Origin of the sequence: Marivirga arenosa (assembly GCF_030503895.2) — a bacterium.
Classification (GTDB): Bacteria; Bacteroidota; Bacteroidia; order Cytophagales; family Cyclobacteriaceae; genus Marivirga; species Marivirga arenosa.
This window is the reverse complement of record NZ_CP129970.2, coordinates 2,802,530-2,821,455: the sequence shown is the minus strand read 5'-3', so window position 1 is coordinate 2,821,455 and position 18,926 is coordinate 2,802,530. Positions and strand designations below refer to the sequence as shown.

Annotated in this window: 17 protein-coding genes; 1 reads left to right on the top strand and 16 read right to left on the bottom strand. The window is 32.2% G+C overall.

What is annotated here, in order from left to right:
- Window positions 1-5 precede the first annotated feature (5 nt).
- The 8 genes from QYS48_RS12335 to QYS48_RS12300 all read right to left on the bottom strand — a co-directional run bounded on the left by QYS48_RS12335 (window position 6) and on the right by QYS48_RS12300 (window position 11,210).
- Window positions 6-911 carry a hypothetical protein gene (locus tag QYS48_RS12335; protein ID WP_302101493.1) on the bottom strand — a complete coding sequence of 302 codons (906 nt, stop codon included), beginning with the start codon at window positions 909-911 and terminating at the stop codon, window positions 6-8.
- Between the two features lie 131 nt (window positions 912-1,042).
- Window positions 1,043-4,132, bottom strand: coding sequence for an ATP-binding cassette domain-containing protein (locus QYS48_RS12330; protein WP_308356163.1), 3,090 nt, complete (start codon window positions 4,130-4,132; stop codon window positions 1,043-1,045).
- An 89-nt stretch (window positions 4,133-4,221) separates the two neighbouring features.
- On the bottom strand, window positions 4,222-4,584 hold the full coding sequence (locus tag QYS48_RS12325) for a DUF1987 domain-containing protein (RefSeq protein ID WP_302101496.1): 363 nt from the start codon (window positions 4,582-4,584) through the stop codon (window positions 4,222-4,224).
- A gap of 47 nt (window positions 4,585-4,631) precedes the next feature.
- Entirely contained in the window at window positions 4,632-5,174 is a 543-nt protein-coding gene (locus QYS48_RS12320; protein WP_302101497.1) for a SiaB family protein kinase, read from the bottom strand.
- 94 nt (window positions 5,175-5,268) lie between these two features.
- A complete protein-coding gene (locus QYS48_RS12315) occupies window positions 5,269-8,718 on the bottom strand; it encodes a PAS domain S-box protein (RefSeq protein WP_308356162.1) in 3,450 nt (1,149 codons plus the stop codon).
- Between the two features lie 28 nt (window positions 8,719-8,746).
- On the bottom strand, window positions 8,747-9,571 hold the full coding sequence (locus QYS48_RS12310) for a GAF domain-containing protein (RefSeq protein ID WP_308356161.1): 825 nt from the start codon (window positions 9,569-9,571) through the stop codon (window positions 8,747-8,749).
- Between the two features lie 192 nt (window positions 9,572-9,763).
- Window positions 9,764-10,357: a chemotaxis protein CheB gene (locus QYS48_RS12305; protein WP_308356160.1), complete on the bottom strand. Its 594-nt coding sequence runs from the start codon at window positions 10,355-10,357 to the stop codon at window positions 9,764-9,766.
- Between the two features lie 22 nt (window positions 10,358-10,379).
- Window positions 10,380-11,210 carry a protein-glutamate O-methyltransferase CheR gene (locus QYS48_RS12300; RefSeq protein ID WP_308356158.1) on the bottom strand — a complete coding sequence of 277 codons (831 nt, stop codon included), beginning with the start codon at window positions 11,208-11,210 and terminating at the stop codon, window positions 10,380-10,382.
- 282 nt (window positions 11,211-11,492) lie between these two features.
- Between QYS48_RS12300 and QYS48_RS12295 the strand changes: the two genes are divergently transcribed.
- Window positions 11,493-12,851, top strand: a complete 1,359-nt coding sequence (locus QYS48_RS12295) for a saccharopine dehydrogenase C-terminal domain-containing protein (protein ID WP_308356157.1) — start codon at window positions 11,493-11,495, stop codon at window positions 12,849-12,851.
- Here the strand turns inward: QYS48_RS12295 and QYS48_RS12290 are convergent.
- From QYS48_RS12290 to folP, 8 genes are all read right to left on the bottom strand, one after another.
- Entirely contained in the window at window positions 12,848-13,531 is a 684-nt protein-coding gene (locus QYS48_RS12290; RefSeq protein WP_308356156.1) for a methyltransferase, read from the bottom strand. The genes QYS48_RS12295 and QYS48_RS12290 overlap by 4 nt on opposite strands.
- A gap of 44 nt (window positions 13,532-13,575) precedes the next feature.
- Complete coding sequence (locus QYS48_RS12285) at window positions 13,576-14,055, bottom strand: hypothetical protein (RefSeq protein ID WP_302101505.1); 480 nt, start codon at window positions 14,053-14,055, stop codon at window positions 13,576-13,578.
- Window positions 14,056-14,092: 37 nt separating this feature from the next.
- The gene (gene rnhA, locus QYS48_RS12280; RefSeq protein WP_302101506.1) at window positions 14,093-14,545 is read right to left on the bottom strand and encodes a ribonuclease HI; all 453 of its coding nucleotides are present in this window, start codon (window positions 14,543-14,545) and stop codon (window positions 14,093-14,095) included.
- Entirely contained in the window at window positions 14,545-15,108 is a 564-nt protein-coding gene (locus QYS48_RS12275; RefSeq protein ID WP_302101507.1) for a MarC family protein, read from the bottom strand. The genes rnhA and QYS48_RS12275 overlap by 1 nt, the downstream gene beginning before the upstream one ends.
- Window positions 15,109-15,161: 53 nt before the next feature.
- Complete coding sequence (locus QYS48_RS12270; protein WP_302101508.1) at window positions 15,162-16,214, bottom strand: aminotransferase class V-fold PLP-dependent enzyme; 1,053 nt, start codon at window positions 16,212-16,214, stop codon at window positions 15,162-15,164.
- Between the two features lie 8 nt (window positions 16,215-16,222).
- Window positions 16,223-16,996 carry an enoyl-CoA hydratase-related protein gene (locus QYS48_RS12265; RefSeq protein ID WP_308356154.1) on the bottom strand — a complete coding sequence of 258 codons (774 nt, stop codon included), beginning with the start codon at window positions 16,994-16,996 and terminating at the stop codon, window positions 16,223-16,225.
- A gap of 216 nt (window positions 16,997-17,212) precedes the next feature.
- Entirely contained in the window at window positions 17,213-18,067 is an 855-nt protein-coding gene (gene cdaA / locus QYS48_RS12260; RefSeq protein ID WP_308356153.1) for a diadenylate cyclase CdaA, read from the bottom strand.
- On the bottom strand, window positions 18,064-18,921 hold the full coding sequence (gene folP, locus QYS48_RS12255; RefSeq protein WP_308356152.1) for a dihydropteroate synthase: 858 nt from the start codon (window positions 18,919-18,921) through the stop codon (window positions 18,064-18,066). The genes cdaA and folP overlap by 4 nt, the downstream gene beginning before the upstream one ends.
- Window positions 18,922-18,926 lie beyond the last annotated feature (5 nt).

The window sequence follows — 18,926 nt, the reverse complement described above, 5'->3', positions numbered from 1 at the left end:
ATTTCTTAGTTAATAATGTTCTTTCTAATTTCGTAAACCTGATTTCTGATAGACTCAATATTCTCGTCCTTCATTATAATTTCACTTGTACTGTTGTCCTTAACAACAAGCATGCCATCTACAACTTCATATGTAGGTTCACGATAAACAGTTTTAATTTCTATTTTATTAAATTCCTCCTGTAGTTTAGTAAATCGATCAGATAACTGCTTGATGTTTGGATCATTATCTTTGTAAAATGACATCAAAAGCACTACGTTATCCATAATTACTTTTTGTTCAGCTATTGTCTCTTTTAATTCTTCATTATCAGGATTTTTTTCAGACACCCTAGAAACTATATATAATGCCTCTAGCCAGCCACCTGATAACAACAAAATACTAAGGTTAGAACGTTTTTGCTCTTGTAAGTAATTGTTGATGTTATTGAAGTTCTTAGTTGTGATTAGCAATAAAGAATCTAAGTTTTTACTATTAGTAGCCAACCTTTTGATAGTACCAATATCAAAGAATTGTCCGATGCTTAAATCATCTGCTAGTGATTTGATTGAATTCAAATAAAATAAAGCATCTTGATTTTGCTCATAAATATTTGTATAACCTAAATCAGTACCATAAACACCAAGCGCTAATGCTTTTTTATAGTTACTGTTATAATCTGAAATCTTTTCCGGATCGTTCAGATATTCTTTATCGTATTTTGTCTCAGATTCTTTTAATAAGGTTGAAATTTCCAAAGGAGACGGAATCTGCTGAATGATATCAGATATGACATCCTCAGAAATAGATGGTTCTTCTATTTTAACAGAATCCAACACACCGGATATTTCATCTGCGGAAGGTTTTTTCTTCGAGTCACAAGAAGAAAGAACTGTAAGGATAGCCAACAGTCCTAAGAGTATGTTTTTCATATAATTCTTTTTTATCATAACAAAAATAGAAATTCCCTTAGTTAATACAAATTCTCCTTTTTTAAAATATTTATTTTTTTAACTCTTGCTATAAATCCATCTTTAACTGAAGCTAGCAAGTCGCACTCAACTTAGGAATCTTTTTTCTTCAATTTAATATTACCAAAAAACTCTAAAGCTTTTCTAAACAGCTCAAAATATAGCGTAATATATAAAATTAAAGACATGAACCATATAACAAGTATGTTAAAATAAAAAGTATCCATGTAAATCCCTGCAAAATACTTTTCAGGAGCAAAGAAATGTGTCCTATAATTTAATGGATTATTGGGTTTTTCCGGTGTATTGAAAACAGGATCAATCTGTTGAATCAATTCACCTTTAAATTCAATAACCCTATCCTCAACTGTGAGGTTTCTTACTAAATCAGATAAACTTTCATTAAAATATAGATCTTTAGCTTCATTTAGATTAAACTGATAAGCTGAATCATTTTCTAAATGGAATTGTAAGGTCTCTTTCTTTTTAACTGCTAAATTAAATTCATTTATATAATGATCTCTCAATTCATCGGTATAGCTACTGATCATTGATATTTTCTCCTTATTGATAGATTCTGGATTTAGCAATTGCTCTAAGTCCTTGCCTTCTAAACTACCTTTGAAAGGCTCTTTATTGATTGCATTATAGATAATCTCAATTGCATTTTCTGTCTCTTCCTTCGCTTTTATTTCATCAGAACCAAGATTATTTTCAATCACTCTAAGTTTTTCCCTGATTTTTTTAGTTAAGAAAGAAGATTTAAAATCAGCCGTCTTTTCATCAGACTCGATATCATAAAAATATTCCTGATATCCATTATTTTTAAACATGTCAACCGCTAACGCTTCATATGCCCATCTTGACGTCATTAAATCAGCTACAATAGGCACCTTACCTTTTGTACTTATGAAATCATTTAGCTTATCAAAACTAAATAATAAACCACTCAAAATCATTTGAGGTATTAATAATAAAGGAATTAGGATGTAGACTGTAACAGCTGATTTAAATGCTGCACTTACGTTCAGACCTAAAACATTGGCAAAGCATGAGGTGGTAAATAAAATAGCCCACATACTAATGGTGGCGTCTCGTATTTCCAGTACTAACACACCTATTATAACATAAGTTAAAGTTTGAATAGCTGATAACGTAAATAAAATGGTGATTTTAGATAGCAAATAGCTATTCCAGCTTAAATTCAAGAATGACTCACGTTTAAGAATTTTTCTATCCCTAATAATCTCTTCCGCACTAACTGTTAGCCCCATAAATAAGGCCACAATGATACTCATCAATAAAAATGCAGGTAAATTATCATTAAATCTGTAGATATAATCATCCCCTGTAGGTGCACTTCTGTATTTAATAATGAATGCAAGTAATAGAGCAAGAAATGGAGCTTCTAATAAGTTAATAAATAAATACTGTTTATTGCTTAATTTAGAAAGCGTATCCCGAACCGTGAAAATTACAGTTTGCTTTAATTTATTAGGAATAGCTAAAGTAGATGGTGGGGCTTTTTCTTCTTCTTTAACTGGTTTATGATCAAAATGATCATGATAAAATTCTCTCCACTGAGTTGGATTAACTTTTCTTTTATTGGTTAGCTGACCATATTCATCTACAACTTTCGCCTCAACTATATTAAAAATTTGTTCCGGGTTAACATTACCACATGTTGGACATACTCCCCTATCCGCATCAACTTGATTAGTTGTTTTCTTAAAATAGGTTACGGCTTCAACTGGATGTCCATAGAATATCTGGTAACCTCCTGTATCCATTATAACCATCTTATCAAACATTTTATAAATGTCAGATGATGGTTGGTGGATTACTACAAATATAAGTTTACCTTTCAAGGTTAACTCTTTCAGTAAATCAATTACATTTTCTGAATCTCTTGATGACAAACCTGAAGTTGGTTCATCCACAAACATTACGGCAGGCTCTCTAATTAGCTCCAGTGCAATATTTAGTCTTTTCCTTTGTCCACCAGAAATAGTTTTATCTAAAACTCCTCCTACTCTTAAATCTTTTCTTTGTTCCAGTCCAAGATTCTCTAAAGTATCCATCACTCTTTGATGAATATCTTCTTCAGACATATTAGCAAAGCAAAGCTTAGCATTATAATACAAGTTCTGGTAAACTGTAAGCTCTTCAATTAGTAAATCATCCTGAGATACATATCCTATGATCCCTTGAAGCTCCTCTTTATCTTCATTTAGATCTAAACCGTTAATTTTAATATGGCCGCTAGTTGGAGGATGAATTCCAGCCAACACATTCATTAGAGTGGTCTTACCAGCTCCTGAAGCTCCCATTATTCCGACTAATTCTCCAGGCCCTTCAAAAACATTAACGTTTCTTAATCCTAGTTCCCCATTTGGAAACTGAAGCACAATATCTTCTGCATTAAAAGATAAATTAACCTGTTCAGCATCGGATAAGAACTTTCGAATTAATTCAGAATAGTATAAGGCTGCACCTTTAGGTGTTTTAATAGTACTACCATGAGAAAACAGATAAACAGAATCTGTTTTCATGATAAAACCATTTAAATTTATTTCTTCAGTGCCAGTGTATTTTACAAAATACATATCGACACTTCTAACATTCAAGAATAGTATCTCTCCGTCTATATCAGCATGAACATGAAGTGCATCTTCAGCCGGAGTATCATTATTAACAGCTAAGATATCCTCAAATTGAACAAGTTCTTTTGAATCAGACTTGATTACAAAACTTTCAATTAGCTTAAACTCATCTTTAACAATGTTAAAGACATTGGAAACCGTATCAATGATTTCCATTCTTTGAGGAGTAAAGTTTTTGTCAGCAGAAACCATTTCCAAAAGCTTTATAAGTACAACAACTTTCTGCTTTTGGGTTAGAGTTTTATTGATCTTTTTACAGATTGCAAGAGTACGAACAGAGTCTCTTACTGAGGTGAGTTTTTTCTTTTTAGCTTTTCCATCTTCTTCCTCTTTTTCAGGTTCAACACCCCAGCCTACTAACTTATCGTAAAGCTCTAAATATTCTTTAATAGAGTCTTGGTCGAGCTCTTGCTGGAAGAAACCGATAACAAAATTTCTTTCTTTTTCGGTTACCCCTCCATCCTGCTTGGTGATAATTCCAAATAGTTGAGTTAAGGCTTTGAGTATCTCTTCACTCATATAAAAAGACGGTTTTTACTAATTATTGATAAAAAACAATAGGCCATTCTTATCTATGGCCTATAAATGATAAATAAATTTATCTAGAATTAATACGTTTTAAATTCGAATGGAATTTCAACCAATTCTGAAAATTCCTCTCCTGCTTCTTCCATATCTTCATCATCTTCATGGAAATACCAATCAATAGTAACCCCATCAATATCCTCTAGAGATGAAAGCACATCCAAAATTAATTTTGAAGAAGCCGTATTAAAATATTCTAGTTTAAAAGTAAATAAAGTTTCAGGATTAGGATCTTCTCCGTAAGCAGAAATCCAATCTAGTATTGGTTGATAAAACTCAGCTGAATCTTCAGGTAAAGAGCGTCCTGAAATTTCAAATATACCATTTCCTTTATCTAATAATATTTTGGGGGTATCTTCTGTTCCTTCTAGGTTAATGATTTCCATATTTAATTTTATATTTTATAATTTAAAGTTAAACTAAAATTTAGATTTTAAAATCTCAAAATCGTAGTGGTTAAAGAAAAGAAATAAAATCCTTCTCCCATGTCTTCAAAATCATATTCTAATTTTTGACCAGACTTACGCGCCATATCAACAAATCCTAAGCCAGCACCACCTTTATCGGATAAGCTATTTGATTTAATAATATCCTTATACATAGCCTTTAATCCATCTTTATCTAGTTTATTTATGCTATCAATTCTCTCTTTCAGAGAATCTGCTGTTTCCTTATCAACTGGATTACCACTAGTCACTACATATCTATCGTCTTCTTTACCAATAATAAAAATTGCAGCATTTCTTTTTGCTGAAAGTGGATTAAAATCATCAGAATGTTTTACAATATTTTGTAAACACTCTACCATTACATTAAATACTTTCCGTTTAATGCTAGACTCCTCACCCATAGAATCCATGTTTCTTTCTGCCATTGCCAAAACTGACTTGGTAATTTCCTGGGTGAACTCACCCTCATATACCAAAATAAGGTTTCTAGACAGCATGGTTTTATGTAGGTCGTATATATACTTCATGTTGTTAATAGGTTAAAAAGCCGATTTAAATAACAGCTAAATTTATTTCAAGCCTTAAATTAAATAATTTTATTAATAATTAAACTTTTACTAGTTAAAATCTAATACCGATTAACAACACATCATCTGTCTGTTTATAATCAGCTTTCCAGTTTTCCCAAGCTTCATCAAATATTACATGCATTTCATCCATGTTTTTACCATGATTATCGACTATAGTCTTTCTCAAACGCTTAGGTCCAAATTTTCTATTTTGTGGCCCACCAAATTGATCTGGGAATCCATCTGAACAGAAATAAATTGAATCTCCTGTTTTATACTTAATCTTATGATTATCAAAATTGGTTTGGTTACGATAAATACCACCACCAATTGGGAATTTATTACCTTTAATTTCATCTAACTCACCATTGGCATGTAAATAATATAAAGGCCTATGAGCTCCGGAGTATTCAATTTGATTTTTCTTCTTATCTATTTTACAGAATGCGATATCCATACCATCTTTTGTAGTGGAATCATCTCTATCCTGTCTTAAAGTTGATGTAACTCCTGCATCTAACTTATCTAAAATCACACCAGGATCAGTGATTTTTTGAGAGCGAACAATATCATTTAACAAGAAGTATCCAATTAATGATATTAAGGCACCCGGCACACCGTGTCCTGTACAATCCACAGCTGCTATGTAAATTACATCATCTACCTCTATGTACCATGGGAAGTCACCACTTACCACATCCTTAGCTTTATACAGGATAAATGAATCAGGTAGCTGTTGTCTAATCACTTGATTGTTAGGCAAGATTGCACCTTGAATCCTCTTCGCATAATTGATAGATTCCGTAATCTTTTTATTCTTAGAAGCAATTTCTAATTCAATGGCTTTACGATCTGTAATATCATGAGAAACTACTAATACAGACTCTAATACTTTCTCTTCGTCATATTCAGGAATAGCATTTACCTGCATGACCCTATCTCCCATTTCAGAAGGGAAATCTACCTCTTCAGTTACTTTTTCGTTTTCTTCTCTAACTCTATTTAGTAATTCAGCCCAAGCCTCAACGATTTTCGGCTCAATATCAGCTTCATGCAATCCCTTTTGAATTACTTCATCAGGCCTTTTACCTGTATAACGTTCAATCATCGGGTTCACATAGAAGAACTTACCTTCATTATCAATTCTGGTAATTAAATCTATTGAGTTTTCAGAAAGCGCCTGCATTTTACTTCTCATGCGCTCTTCCTGCTCAGCCCTTCTTCTTTCAGTAATATCTCTGGTATTGAATATAATACCTTGGATGGCAGGGTCTTCTAATTGATTAGTTCCTGTAACCTCTACCCATACATATTCATTATCACTGTTTAAATACTGATGCTGCATAGTGATTGATTCATCAGGATTATCAACCAAATGCAAGAATTGCTGATGTACTTCATCTTTAGAATCTGGATGAACTTTATCAAGCTCCGTGGTATCGATAATATCTTCCTGTTTGTATCCTAAAATCTTCTCTACTGAAGGAGAAATATATCGAACCGTACCGTCCTTTTCATAAATTGTAATAACCTCAGAAGCATTTTCAAGAAGCAACTGCATACGTTTCTGAGTTCTATTTACCTCTTCGATCTGATCCTCTAACCTTTGGTTAGTACGCTTCAACTCTTCTTGAGTAGCTTCCATCTCTTCTGCGTTTTGTCTTAAAACTTCTTGTTGTTCTTGAAGCTCCTGACTCATGGTTTGAGACTCAGCCAATAATTTACGCGTTCTTTCATTTACTTTTATGTTGAATACCGTTCTGGCAATAATCAAACTAATTTCTTCAACAAACTTTATTTGACTAGAATCGAATCTATGGAATCCAGCAAATTCTAAAACACCATATACTTTTTCATCTGTAATTAATGGTACAATTAGTATACAGCTTGGTCTTTTATCCCCTAGCAAACCTGAAGTAACACTTATATAGTCATAAGGAATTTCAGTTCTTAATAATGTATCTTGTTCAATAGCTGATTGCCCTACAAGTCCTTCGGCAAATTTGAATTGAGCCTTTAGATATTTCTTTTTATTGTAAGCGTAGCTTGATTTCATTTCAAGGAAATGATTATCTGAATCATCATCATTAAGCACATAAAATGCACCTTGAATAGCATCAATCTTCTTAGTAACATACATCAAAATTTCGTCACCAAGCTGCTCTAAATCATCATTACTTCTTAGGATTTCGCCAATTTCAGCAACACCGGTAACAATCCAGTTACGTTCCTTATCTCTAATTTCAGCTTCCTGAATAGAGTTACGCATGTTAATTAATGAATTACCTAATGTATCTTCCTCAGATATAGGTTTGAAGTCAGCTTTAAAATCACCTTCTCCAATTTGCTTTGCAAAATTTGCAGTATTCTTTAATGATGAAACATAACCATCTAAAATGGTAGCCATTTCACCAATTTCATCATCTGAATTTTTAGGTACATTATTCGGAAGTATACCTTTTCCTAATAGTTTTAAAGTTTCTTTTAATGATAAAATAGGGTTTAATAAAACTCTTGAGAAAATAACTGAAATAATAAGTGATAATATGAGAATGATAATTCCAGTATATACAAATTTGCTTATTAAGCCAGATAATTGCTTATTGACCTCCTCCTGCGTAATAAAGGATGAAATCCCCCACCCCACTGTTGGAATTGAAGTCCAGGCAGAAAGGACATCCTCATCCATATAATTAACATCTTTCGAATATCCTTTCTGACCCAGTGCTGCCTTTTGAACTCCAACAGAATTATTATCCTTTAGCATTACAAATGATGGAGCTAAACTGTCATTTTTATGCTTTAGTTTAGATAAATAAAGCGCTTTGTTATCTTCTTGAGCAGTTAGGATGCTCTCAAATGATTTGAAATTGGTTTGATTAGAATTCACTATTTCATAAATGGATTCCATTTTCTTTGCCATTATTAATAATCCTGCAGGACTATTATAATCATCAATTAATGGCATACCATATAAAACATACTCTGTATCACCGAAATTTTCAGGAGTATTAAAAGTAGCTGAATTAATAGCTAGTTTGTAGAATGATTCATTTAAATCCTTAATGTTTGAACCTGTATTAAGTTGTTCAATAGAGTTATTAGAATTGAAAATAATATCACCACTTAAATCAGTAATCATTACTGCATCAATAGAGTAATTTTCAACAAATGATCTGATATCAGTTTCTATTTCATATAATATTGCTGATTGAAGGCTATCAACATTTAAGGTTGTGTCTTCTTCCTGATATTTTCTAACCCCGCTTTGAATTGAAATCAAACCTGATATGTGATTGGCATTATTTTGAATCCCTTCAAATATATTATCAATCTTATCAGCCTTCTGATTAGTATGAGACATTAATTTATCAAAATTCAATTTTTCGATTGAATCTCGATTCATGTTATAGGTAATAAAACTAACCGTGATAACACTCACTAATACCACAAAAAGTAGAATTGCAGTAATTTTAGTCCCGATTTTTATGTTTTTAAACATATTGAATTCTTTGATACTAAAAAATGAATTATTTTTCCTCTGTTTCTTTTGGTTTAGCTTTATCTAAATCATTTGCAAGCAATGCTAAAGATCTTTCCACTAAAACTTCTTGAGTATTGTTAAAAGCTTTGAAAGAAGCTATTTCAGCAACACCTAATAATTTATCATCCTTCATGATAGGACATAAAATAAGATGAGCAGGATTAGATTCTCCCAAACCAGATAATATCTTGATGTAGCCTTTCGGAATATCTGTAATATTAATTAATTTTTGTTCTTTAGCTACTTGACCTGCAAGGCCTTCACCAAATTCGTATGATACTGTTTGACTTTCAGGTAACACGAAAGCATATGCAGCAAATAATTTGATTACATTTTTACCATCCAGTTTATCTGCTAAATAAATGGCCGCTTGACTCGCTTCCAATTCATCTGCTAAATGAGATAATAGCTTTTCGGCTTTGGCTTTAACATCAGAAATCTTCTTGAGGGTAGCATTGATTTCTTTTAAATCATCATCAATATTGGAATCATCATCTTGTGATTGCTCATTCTTCTTGTTTTCCTTCTTCTCTTTAAATTTCTCAATGTAGACTACATTATTGTCATTATCAGAGCTTTTATTGAATAAGTGAAGTAAAATAGCTAAAAATCCCAGTAAAACTGAAACACCAGCAAATAAATACAACTCATTCAGTATTGGCTTCATTTCTGATACCTCATCTAAACTGATTAAATGCGTAACATTTGCTATTCTTTCAGGAAAAATAAACAGATAGTAAGCTAACCCTATGATGCTCAGGGTAAAAAGTAAAGAAGTAATAAGCGCTAAATTTCTATATAATGCTTTCATATAATCACAACTCTGTTAATGAAAATGTAACATTATTTTCTGAAATCTAATTATTAAACTATCATCAGAAAGTAACTACATCTTACAATCAACTTTTTCAAATTGTTGAATTCTAAATAAATTACGTTTGTTAAAAAACAAACATTACCAAATATATATAATTGTATTGCTTTTAAGGCAATAAATTAAAAATCATTTATACATTTTGTCCAATTCTTTAAGGAATTGAACGATCTCTTGGACTTTTAAAACATAATCTATTTCTGTAATCTTTTTTGCTGCTGTTGGCATAGTATCAATCATACATTCTTCAGGATCTTGGATAATGGTCAAACCTTTTCGGTCTTTTATTCTTTTCATTCCTAAAGCTCCATCTTTATTTGCTCCAGATAGCAAAATACCGATTAATTTATCTCTATAATTATAGGCTGCAGTCTCTAAAGTAATATCAATTGCAGGTCTTGAATTATTAAACATTTCTTCGGTCGATAAAGCAAAAGAGTTTCCTAACTCAACGGATAAGTGATAGTTAGCCGGTGCTAAATATACCTTCCCTCTTTTAATGTTTTCCTTATCATATGGCTCAACAACTGGCTTAATACTTTTAATAGATAATGCCTCAACAAACCCATTTCGCACATGTTTTAGTCTGTGCAAACATAGGATAATAGGTAAGCTGAAATCAGCAGGAATTGAAGATAGTATTTGAGTTATCCCTTGAAAACTACCTGCAGATCCACCGATTACTATAGCCTTATATTTATTATCGAGATTAAATCGAGCCATTGAGTACTTTTTTGTACAGACCTCAGTCTTTAATTTTCTTATAAATTTTTTCTTCGTTATTAACTACGATAAACTTATTGGCAATTTCACACCATATTAAAGATTCTTTAGAGCCAATGACCAAATAGCCATATTTAAATAAGCTTTCATGATGTTTCTTTAATACTTCATTTTGCAGGTTTTGATTGAAGTAAATCATCACATTTCTACAAAGAATTAAGTCAAATTTATTGAAAACCACACCTTGAACTAAATCATGTTCCCTAAAAGATACATTTTCTATAAGTGATTTATCCATTACGGCTTTACCGTTTTCTTCCTTGAAATAATCTTTGAAATTATTCTTCCCTTCGAATCGGATATAGTTTTTTTCATTTAGCTCCATATTTTTCATGGAGTAATGACCTTTTTTAGCTTTTTCCAGTATTACTTTATCAATATCGGTTGCAATAATTTTTGCTTTATGTAAAATACCCATTTCCTTTAGTAAAATGGCCATAGAAAAAACTTCTTCACCAGAGGAGCAGCCAGCGTGCCATATACTAATAGTGTTATGATTTAATAGTATATTGGGAATTACGTTATCACGTAATTCTCTCCAAAATGGAGGATCTCGGAACATCTCAGTCACATTTACTGTGATCTCAGCAATAAATTCATCGAAAAAGGATCTATCATCTTTTAGTCTTTTGATTAACAAATCTGCAGACCCAAATTTATAGAGCTCCATAATTCTGAGTATCCTTCTTCGAAATGAGGACATGGCATAATTGGTGAAATCATATCTGTACTGTTCTTTCACCAACTCAGTTATGCGCCTCAAATCCGATATTTCTATATCCTGTCTATTCATTTGAATTACATCAATTCTACTTTAAAACTATATCTCATCCCAATTAATAAAAATCATCTTAAAAAATATGCTAGATGTATGATTTTATATTAATTTCTTTGAAAATCTAGTCAATACTTCGATTAGCTTAAAAATAATAAAATGTCATTTAATATTAAGATTAATTAATTATATCTGCAATAATTAAGCATTGTTCTTACAAATTGTTATGGAAATAACATATTTCAATATTTTTTACTCATCTGAGTTTTTTGTGCTTTTCATATTAATAACTTTGTCGTTGTGGAAACTAAAAAAACTATGCAAAACATCTTACTTTTAGGGGCGGGTCGCTCTGCAACTTCACTTATCAATTATTTAAAATCTAATGCTGAAAAAGAAAATTGGCATATTAAAATAGGAGATTTTGATATCAAACTAGCTGAGGAAAAAGCCGGAAATCATCCGAATACCTCTTTTATCCAATTCGATATATTAAATGAAATACAAACTCAGGATGAAATCGCTAAAGCTGATTTAGTTATTTCTATGTTGCCTGCAAGATTTCACCCAAAAGTAGCTACTGCTTGTGTTGATTCTGGAAAACATATGGTAACAGCTTCTTATAATAGTCAGGATATTGAAGATTTATCTGACATTGCAAAAAGTAAAAACATTCTCATTCTGATGGAATGTGGTTTAGATCCGGGTATCGATCATATGACTGCAATGGAAGCAATGGACAAAATTCATGAGCAAGGCGCGAAATTAACTTCTTTTAAATCCTATACAGGAGGATTAGTAGCGCCAGAAAGCGATAATAATCCATGGCACTATAAATTCTCATGGAATCCTCGAAATGTGGTATTAGCAGGACAGGGAACAGCGCAGTTTATAAGAAATGGGAAATACAAATACATACCCTACCATAAATTATTTAGCCGATATGAAAAGATTGAAGTAAATGGATTAGGAGATTTTGAAGGCTATCCGAATAGAAACTCACTTAAATATAGAAAAGTCTATGGTATTGAAGAAATCCCTACTCTTATTAGAGGGACATTCAGAAAAGCAGGATTCTGCGATGCTTGGGATGTATTTGTGCAATTAGGGGTAACAGATGACACTTACAAAATGGAGGCCCTTGATGAGATGACAATTCGTGATTTCTTTAATGCTTTCTTACCCTATGATAAAGTTAAGCCTATAGAAGAAAAACTATGTGATTATTTAGGTTTAGAAATGAACTCTGAAACCTTTAAAAAACTTAAGTGGTTAGGCATTTTCGAAGACAAGAAAGTACCCATTATGGAAGGAAGTCCTGCACAAGTGATGCAAGCTATTATGGAAGCAAAGATGAGTTTAGAGCCTGAGGACAAAGACATGATTGTTATGCAGCATCAGTTTGAATACGAACTTGATGGCAAGAAATATAGACTGGACTCATCAATAGTTTCAAAAGGAGATGATCAGTTAGAAACCGCTATGTCGAAAACTGTTGGTTGGCCAATGGGAATTGCTATCAAAAACATTCTTAATCATAACATCAATCTAAGAGGTGTTCAAATCCCAACAAAGAAAGAAATTTACGAACCCATTTTAAAAGAATTGAATACAATGGGTGTACAATTCAATGAAAATATAATTGAGATTGAAGACTAAAATATAGTTAAGAAATCTTTCATTAGTGATATATAAAAGGGGTGGAAATTATTATTTTCATCCCTTATATATATCTTCCCATTTTGGATTTTTGTACTAATCTCTTCTCTTTTAAAAGATTTAAATAACCTAATTGTCTTCGAATTAGGCTTATGCATTAAGCAAATACTTTTAAAACAGTTAAATCCTAATTTATTGATTTCCATTTCAAAGAGCTTCATTTCAAATTCCGGAAGCATAATATGAAGCTCTCCCCCATCAGCTATATTCAATTCTATTCCTTTTGCTAAATCCTGAAAAGATAATTGGTCAGTATGATATGCTGTATTTTTAGCTTGATTTAACTTGGACTGTAGATGGTTATTGAAAAAAGGAGGATTAGTAAATATTAAGTCATATTTTGAACCAATATTATATTGCCTAAAGTCTACATTTATAGCATTTAGCCTTTCATGCCAAACTGAATTATCAAAATTATAGCTAGCCTCATTGGAAGCTTTTTCATTAATATCAATTGCATCAATATGTATATTTTCAAATCTCTGAGCGAGTATTAATGATAATACACCAGTACCAGTTCCGATTTCTAATACACGATTTACCTTATCAGGAATTTCTAATTGTGTTGCAAAAACGGTTGCGTCTGTGGTTATTTTTGCTGCATTGTCTTTTTGCTTCACAGAAAACTTTTTGAATATAAATTCAGACACAACTGTAAGTTAAATTAGAAGTAAAATCTAAATGAAATTCCGCCTCCAAACCAAATACCAGGATTAGGAGTAAAATCATAGGTTGGTTTTAAGTCTATCCCCAACACCCAAGGAATATTAGTGAATACATATTCCAATCCAATAACTCCATCTAAGCCTATTGTAAATCCTCTTCCTCTGCCTTCGAAATAATAGCCTGGACGTGCAATATCAGCATTAAAAAAACCTGCATGAAAACCACCTCCATAATACCATTCTAAATATGGTATATCAAAAGCATTTGATTGTTTTTCATACAAAGCAGTAATTTCAAAACCTCCTCTATAGGCTGAAACTATTGCTTCTACAGCATCCTTTTTAGTAAAAAAATACTTAGCATTTAAACCGGTAGGAAATCCACCTCTTACTCCTACAGCTGTTTTATAATTTTGAGCTTTAGAAATAGAAACGCTTAAAATAAAGATACTGATTATTAAAAAACCTATTTTATTCATATCACCTTGAAATCAAAAAGCTTATATCAAATTAAGCTTATATATTTTTTTCAAATCCTTCATCAATAGCATGTGGGCCATTTTCAGCTTTAAACACTGCTAGTTGATCGCACCTTTCGTTATCAGGATTTCCAGCATGTCCTTTCACCCAGTGAAACTTCAAATCATAGCCTTGGCTTACTTCAAGATATTGCTTCCATAGGTCCACATTTTTCTTTCCTTTGAAGCCTTTCTTAACCCAGTTAGACAGCCATCCTTTTGTAATGGAATCCACAACGTATTTGGAATCACTATAAATATGAACAGGATATTTTTTAGTTTTTAAACTTTTAATAGCTACAATAATAGCTAATAATTCCATTCTATTATTAGTAGTATTTCTAAAACCAGCAGATAGCTCTTTTACTTTGTCTCCAAAACGAAGCACAATACCATAGCCACCAGGGCCAGGATTTCCTAAAGCAGAACCATCTGTATGTATTACAATCATTAAAAGAAGTTTTTAAATAGTTTTATTGAAATAGCTAATAAGATTATACCAAACACCTTTCTTAAAATACTGAAGCCTGCTTGACCAATTTTTCTTTCCAACCATCCACAAGTTTTCAAAACTACAAAAACTAAAAGTAAATTAATGACTACTCCAATAATGATATTTAAAGTTTGATATTCTGCCTTTAAAGATATTAATGTAGTCATCGTACCTGCTCCTGCTATAAGGGGAAAAGCTATTGGCATAATAGAGGCACTTGAAGCAGAGCTGTCTTCATGCTTAAATAGCACTATACCAAGCACCATTTCCATACCAATCAAAAACATTACAATCGCACCAGCAATGGCGAAAGACGCTACATCTAATCCAAATAATTTAAGAATAGATTCCCCTAAAAAAAGAAATACAATCATTATAATACCAGCCACAATTGTAGCTTTACCCGACTGTATGTGACCTAATTTTTTCCTTAGATCCATAACAATTGGCACAGAACCCAAAATATCAATTACCGAAAATAGGATAAGTGATACTGAAATAATTTCTTTAAAATTCAGCATGTCTAAAAATTTTGCGCAAAAGTACAATAAATAATTAGCTTCTTACTAAAAATTTATACTTGCTGAAAGAAATTAATTAATTCAATATAATGTTGGTTTGGAATAGCTGGGAAATTTGCAATTCTAAGGGTTGTATCTTTTAATTCCCCATAACCATTCCCTAAGATAAAACCCTTTTTATCAGCAACTTGCTTTATACTTTTTAGTTTACTTTCATCCGTAGACAGGCAAAAAACAGTATCAGATTGAAATTCAGGATTTGTTATAATGGGAGTTAAATAATCTATGTCATTTAATTGATTGAAAAATACTTCTTTACGCTCAATCAAGTTCTTATAAATCGCTCTGATATTTTCAACATTTTGCATCAATCTATTTAAAAGAAAGATGTTACTAATGTTAGGAGTGTAATGCGTTTCATTCTTGCGGGCATTTTTTAAAACGAAATTAAATGAATTATAAAATTTATTATCACCAATTTCTTTTGCTACCCCTATTGCTTTTGGGCTTACAACCATAATGGCCATTCCCGAGGGCAAGCCAAAACATTTTTGAACTGAAGCATACCAAATATCTCCTAAATCCCAGTTTAAGTCATAGCCAGCCATAGAAGACGTTGCATCATAAGCTATTAAGCTATCTGGAAAAAGATTCCGTATGTATTTTTGATAGCTTTCAGGAATTGCATAACCATTGGAAGTTTCGTTATGCGTTAAAGCAATTAATTCAGGAGAATGTGTTGGGTTTTTAAATTCAGGAACTTCGGAAATGTTAAATTCCTGCCCTTCAGATGAAGGATGAATCTTAGATGTATAATTAAACCACTTTTCCCCAAAAGCACCATTATAATGATGCATTGAGGCATTCTTAACAAAAGATTGTGCAATGATTTCCCAGCATTCCGTTGCTGAGGAAACCATTACAATCTCATAATCTAATGGGATATTTAATTTTGATTTTAATAAGGTTTTAGTAGAAGCAAAAAGCTCATGGAATGAATCTGATCTATGATTTTTCTCCAAAATACCCAAATCCATCGCCTCTTGAAAATATGTTGCGATTTGAGGATAGACTTTGGAAGGTCCTGGATAAAAATTATAATTCATTATTCGGATTATTTCCCTTTAAAATCAGGCTTTCTTTTTTCAACAAATGCATTCATACCTTCCGTTTGATCTTCAGAAGCAAATGTTAAATAAAAGTTTTTACGTTCGAAATGTAAGCCTTCATCCAAATGCGTTTCAAAGGCTCTATTTACTGATTCTTTAGCTAATTTTGCGGCTACTGGAGACATCTGAGCTATTTGTTCTGCTAAATCTGAAGCTGCTTCTAAATACATCTCAGTAGGAACAACTTTATTTACCAAGCCATAACTCATAGCTTCTTCAGCACTAATAAAGTTACCTGTTAAAACTAACTCCATTGCTTTAGCTTTTCCTATAGCACGAGTAAGTCTTTGAGTTCCTCCAGCTCCTGGCATTACTCCGATTTTGATCTCTGGCTGACCAAATTTAGCGGTTTCAGATGCTACTATCATGTCGCAAGTCATGGCTAATTCACAACCACCGCCTAATGCGAAACCTGACACTGCCGCAATTAAAGGCTTCTTTGTTTTTTTAATTTGATCCCAGGTACTGAATTGATCAACATTGAGCATATCAATTGCAGTTTTTCCTGCCATTTGCTTGATATCTGCTCCTGCCGCAAAGGCCTTTTCGTTTCCAGTTAGTATGATTACTCTAACGCTGTCATCTTCATCTAAAGTTTGTAATGCATTTTTCAATTCTGTCATCAATTGCAGATTTAATGCATTTAATTCTTTTGGTCGATTAAGATTTATTAGCGCTATATGCTTTCTATATTGATTATTTACTTTGATAAATTCCATAATGTAAATATCAAAAAGCAGTGGGGTATAAAAAAGAAAAACCTTCTTTTTTCAAAGAAGGCTTTTCGTGTTAAACAGGTGTATGAATAAAATTTGTGTTTGTATAGGTATATACTGTTCGCAATAAAAAAGTAACCCCTGTCTGAAAACTTTTTTGAATTTTATCTGAAATAAAATATAACTAATTGATTATCAATTACAATGATTTTATAAAATCTATTGAACTACCTCTTGAGGTGAAGATTCATTTTTAGAATCTTTAGATTTTTCCTTAGTGTCTTCAGATAGGTACTCATTTATTTTAGATCGTATTTCTTGGTTGGAAAGATTATGGAATATTGTACCGTTTCTGGCAACTGATAATTGTCCGGTTTCTTCTGAAACAATCAAAATAATGGTATCAGTAGCTTCCGACATTCCAATTGCAGCTTTATGTCTTAATCCAAATTGAGCAGGAACGTCTTTCTCTGTCACTGGTAAAACGCATCTTGCTGCAGTTATTCTTCCTTTATGTATTATTACAGCCCCATCGTGCAAAGGACTGGTTTTATTAAAAATTGAAATTAATAATCTTTTTGAGACAATAGCATCAATTGAATCACCTGATTCTGCATAAAACTTCAATTCTGATCCTTTTGATAATACAATCAAAGCACCTGTATTAGTACCTCCAAGAGATTTAGAAGCTTCTATCAAAGGTGTAATATTAAATTCATCCCCTCTTTTACGTTTTTTCCAAGGTAAATTAGATAAGAATCCGTTTTCGGAATTAAAAGAAGTAGTTTTCCCTAAGAGTAACAGGAATTTCCTAATTTCTTGCTGGAAAAGGATTATGGCTGCAATCACCCCAACCCCCATAAATTGTCCTAAAATAGCAGAGAGCAGTTCCATTTCTGCTGCACGAACAACCAAATAGATTAAATATAGTGATAGGAAGCCTACAAAAATACGTACCGCAACACTTCCTCTCATCAGGCTATAAACCTGAAATAAAAGAAAACTCACTAAGGCGATATCCAAAACATCGACAAAACTGACTTCTAAAAACCCTATGTTAAATCCAAATATCAATTTTTCAGTTGATTATATAATTTTATCGTTTCTTTCGCCTCTTTCACATCATGAACCCTTAATATACTAGCTCCATTCATTAATGCAACCATATTTAAAGCCGTTGTCCCGTTTAAAGCATTCTCAGCATTAGTCTCTAAAGTTTTATAAATCATTGACTTTCGAGATACTCCAACTAAAATAGGACAATCTAATACTTCAAAATAGGTTAAATTATCAAGTATTTCATAATTCTGCTCTCGACTTTTTGCAAAGCCAAAGCCAGGATCAATGATTACATCATTTATTGCTAACTTTCGAAGTTTATTAAGCTTCTGACTTAATTCAAAGGTTACATCTTTTATAAGGTGATCATATTGATTCAGTTTCTGCATTGTGGCAGGTGTTCCTCTCATGTGCATCAATATGTAGGGGACATTCAAATCTGCCACCCTTTGAAACATTTGATCATCTAAATTACCTCCAGAAACATCATTTATTATAGATGCCCCGGATTCAATAGCCTCTTTTGCTACATCAGATCTAAAAGTATCTATTGAAATAACTAAATCAGGGAATCTCTTGTTTACGGATTCAATTAAAGGTAAAACTCTTTGCTTTTCCTCATCAACAGCAACGTCTTTAGCGTTTGGTCTAGTCGAATATCCACCTACATCCAAAATATCTAAACCATCATCAAGCATTTTCTCTACTGTGTGAAGCGCATGATCCAATTTTAAGTTTTTTCCGCCATCATAAAAGGAATCGGGAGTAGTATTCAAAATCCCCATCACTTTGGGATCTGACAAATCCATTAAGTTCCCTTTTACAAGAAGTGTTTTTTTATGAGAAAATGCTTTATCTTTCGCTTCCAAATATT

Bases quoted from the DNA above. Each gene is read 5' to 3' on its own strand.
- rnhA (WP_302101506.1), bottom strand. From the start codon at position 14,545: ATGATTGTAATACATACAGATGGTTCTGCTTTAGGAAATCCTGGCCCT.
- QYS48_RS12270 (WP_302101508.1), bottom strand. From the start codon at position 16,214: ATGAATTATAATTTTTATCCAGGACCTTCCAAAGTCTATCCTCAAATC.
- QYS48_RS12300 (WP_308356158.1), bottom strand. From the start codon at position 11,210: ATGAATAGACAGGATATAGAAATATCGGATTTGAGGCGCATAACTGAG.
- QYS48_RS12315 (WP_308356162.1), bottom strand. From the start codon at position 8,718: ATGTTTAAAAACATAAAAATCGGGACTAAAATTACTGCAATTCTACTT.
- QYS48_RS12325 (WP_302101496.1), bottom strand. From the start codon at position 4,584: ATGGAAATCATTAACCTAGAAGGAACAGAAGATACCCCCAAAATATTA.
- QYS48_RS12330 (WP_308356163.1), bottom strand. From the start codon at position 4,132: ATGAGTGAAGAGATACTCAAAGCCTTAACTCAACTATTTGGAATTATC.
- QYS48_RS12265 (WP_308356154.1), bottom strand. From the start codon at position 16,996: ATGGAATTTATCAAAGTAAATAATCAATATAGAAAGCATATAGCGCTA.
- QYS48_RS12285 (WP_302101505.1), bottom strand. From the start codon at position 14,055: ATGAATAAAATAGGTTTTTTAATAATCAGTATCTTTATTTTAAGCGTT.
- QYS48_RS12335 (WP_302101493.1), bottom strand. From the start codon at position 911: ATGAAAAACATACTCTTAGGACTGTTGGCTATCCTTACAGTTCTTTCT.
- QYS48_RS12305 (WP_308356160.1), bottom strand. From the start codon at position 10,357: ATGGCTCGATTTAATCTCGATAATAAATATAAGGCTATAGTAATCGGT.
- QYS48_RS12320 (WP_302101497.1), bottom strand. From the start codon at position 5,174: ATGAAGTATATATACGACCTACATAAAACCATGCTGTCTAGAAACCTT.
- QYS48_RS12310 (WP_308356161.1), bottom strand. From the start codon at position 9,571: ATGAAAGCATTATATAGAAATTTAGCGCTTATTACTTCTTTACTTTTT.
- QYS48_RS12275 (WP_302101507.1), bottom strand. From the start codon at position 15,108: ATGCTGAATTTTAAAGAAATTATTTCAGTATCACTTATCCTATTTTCG.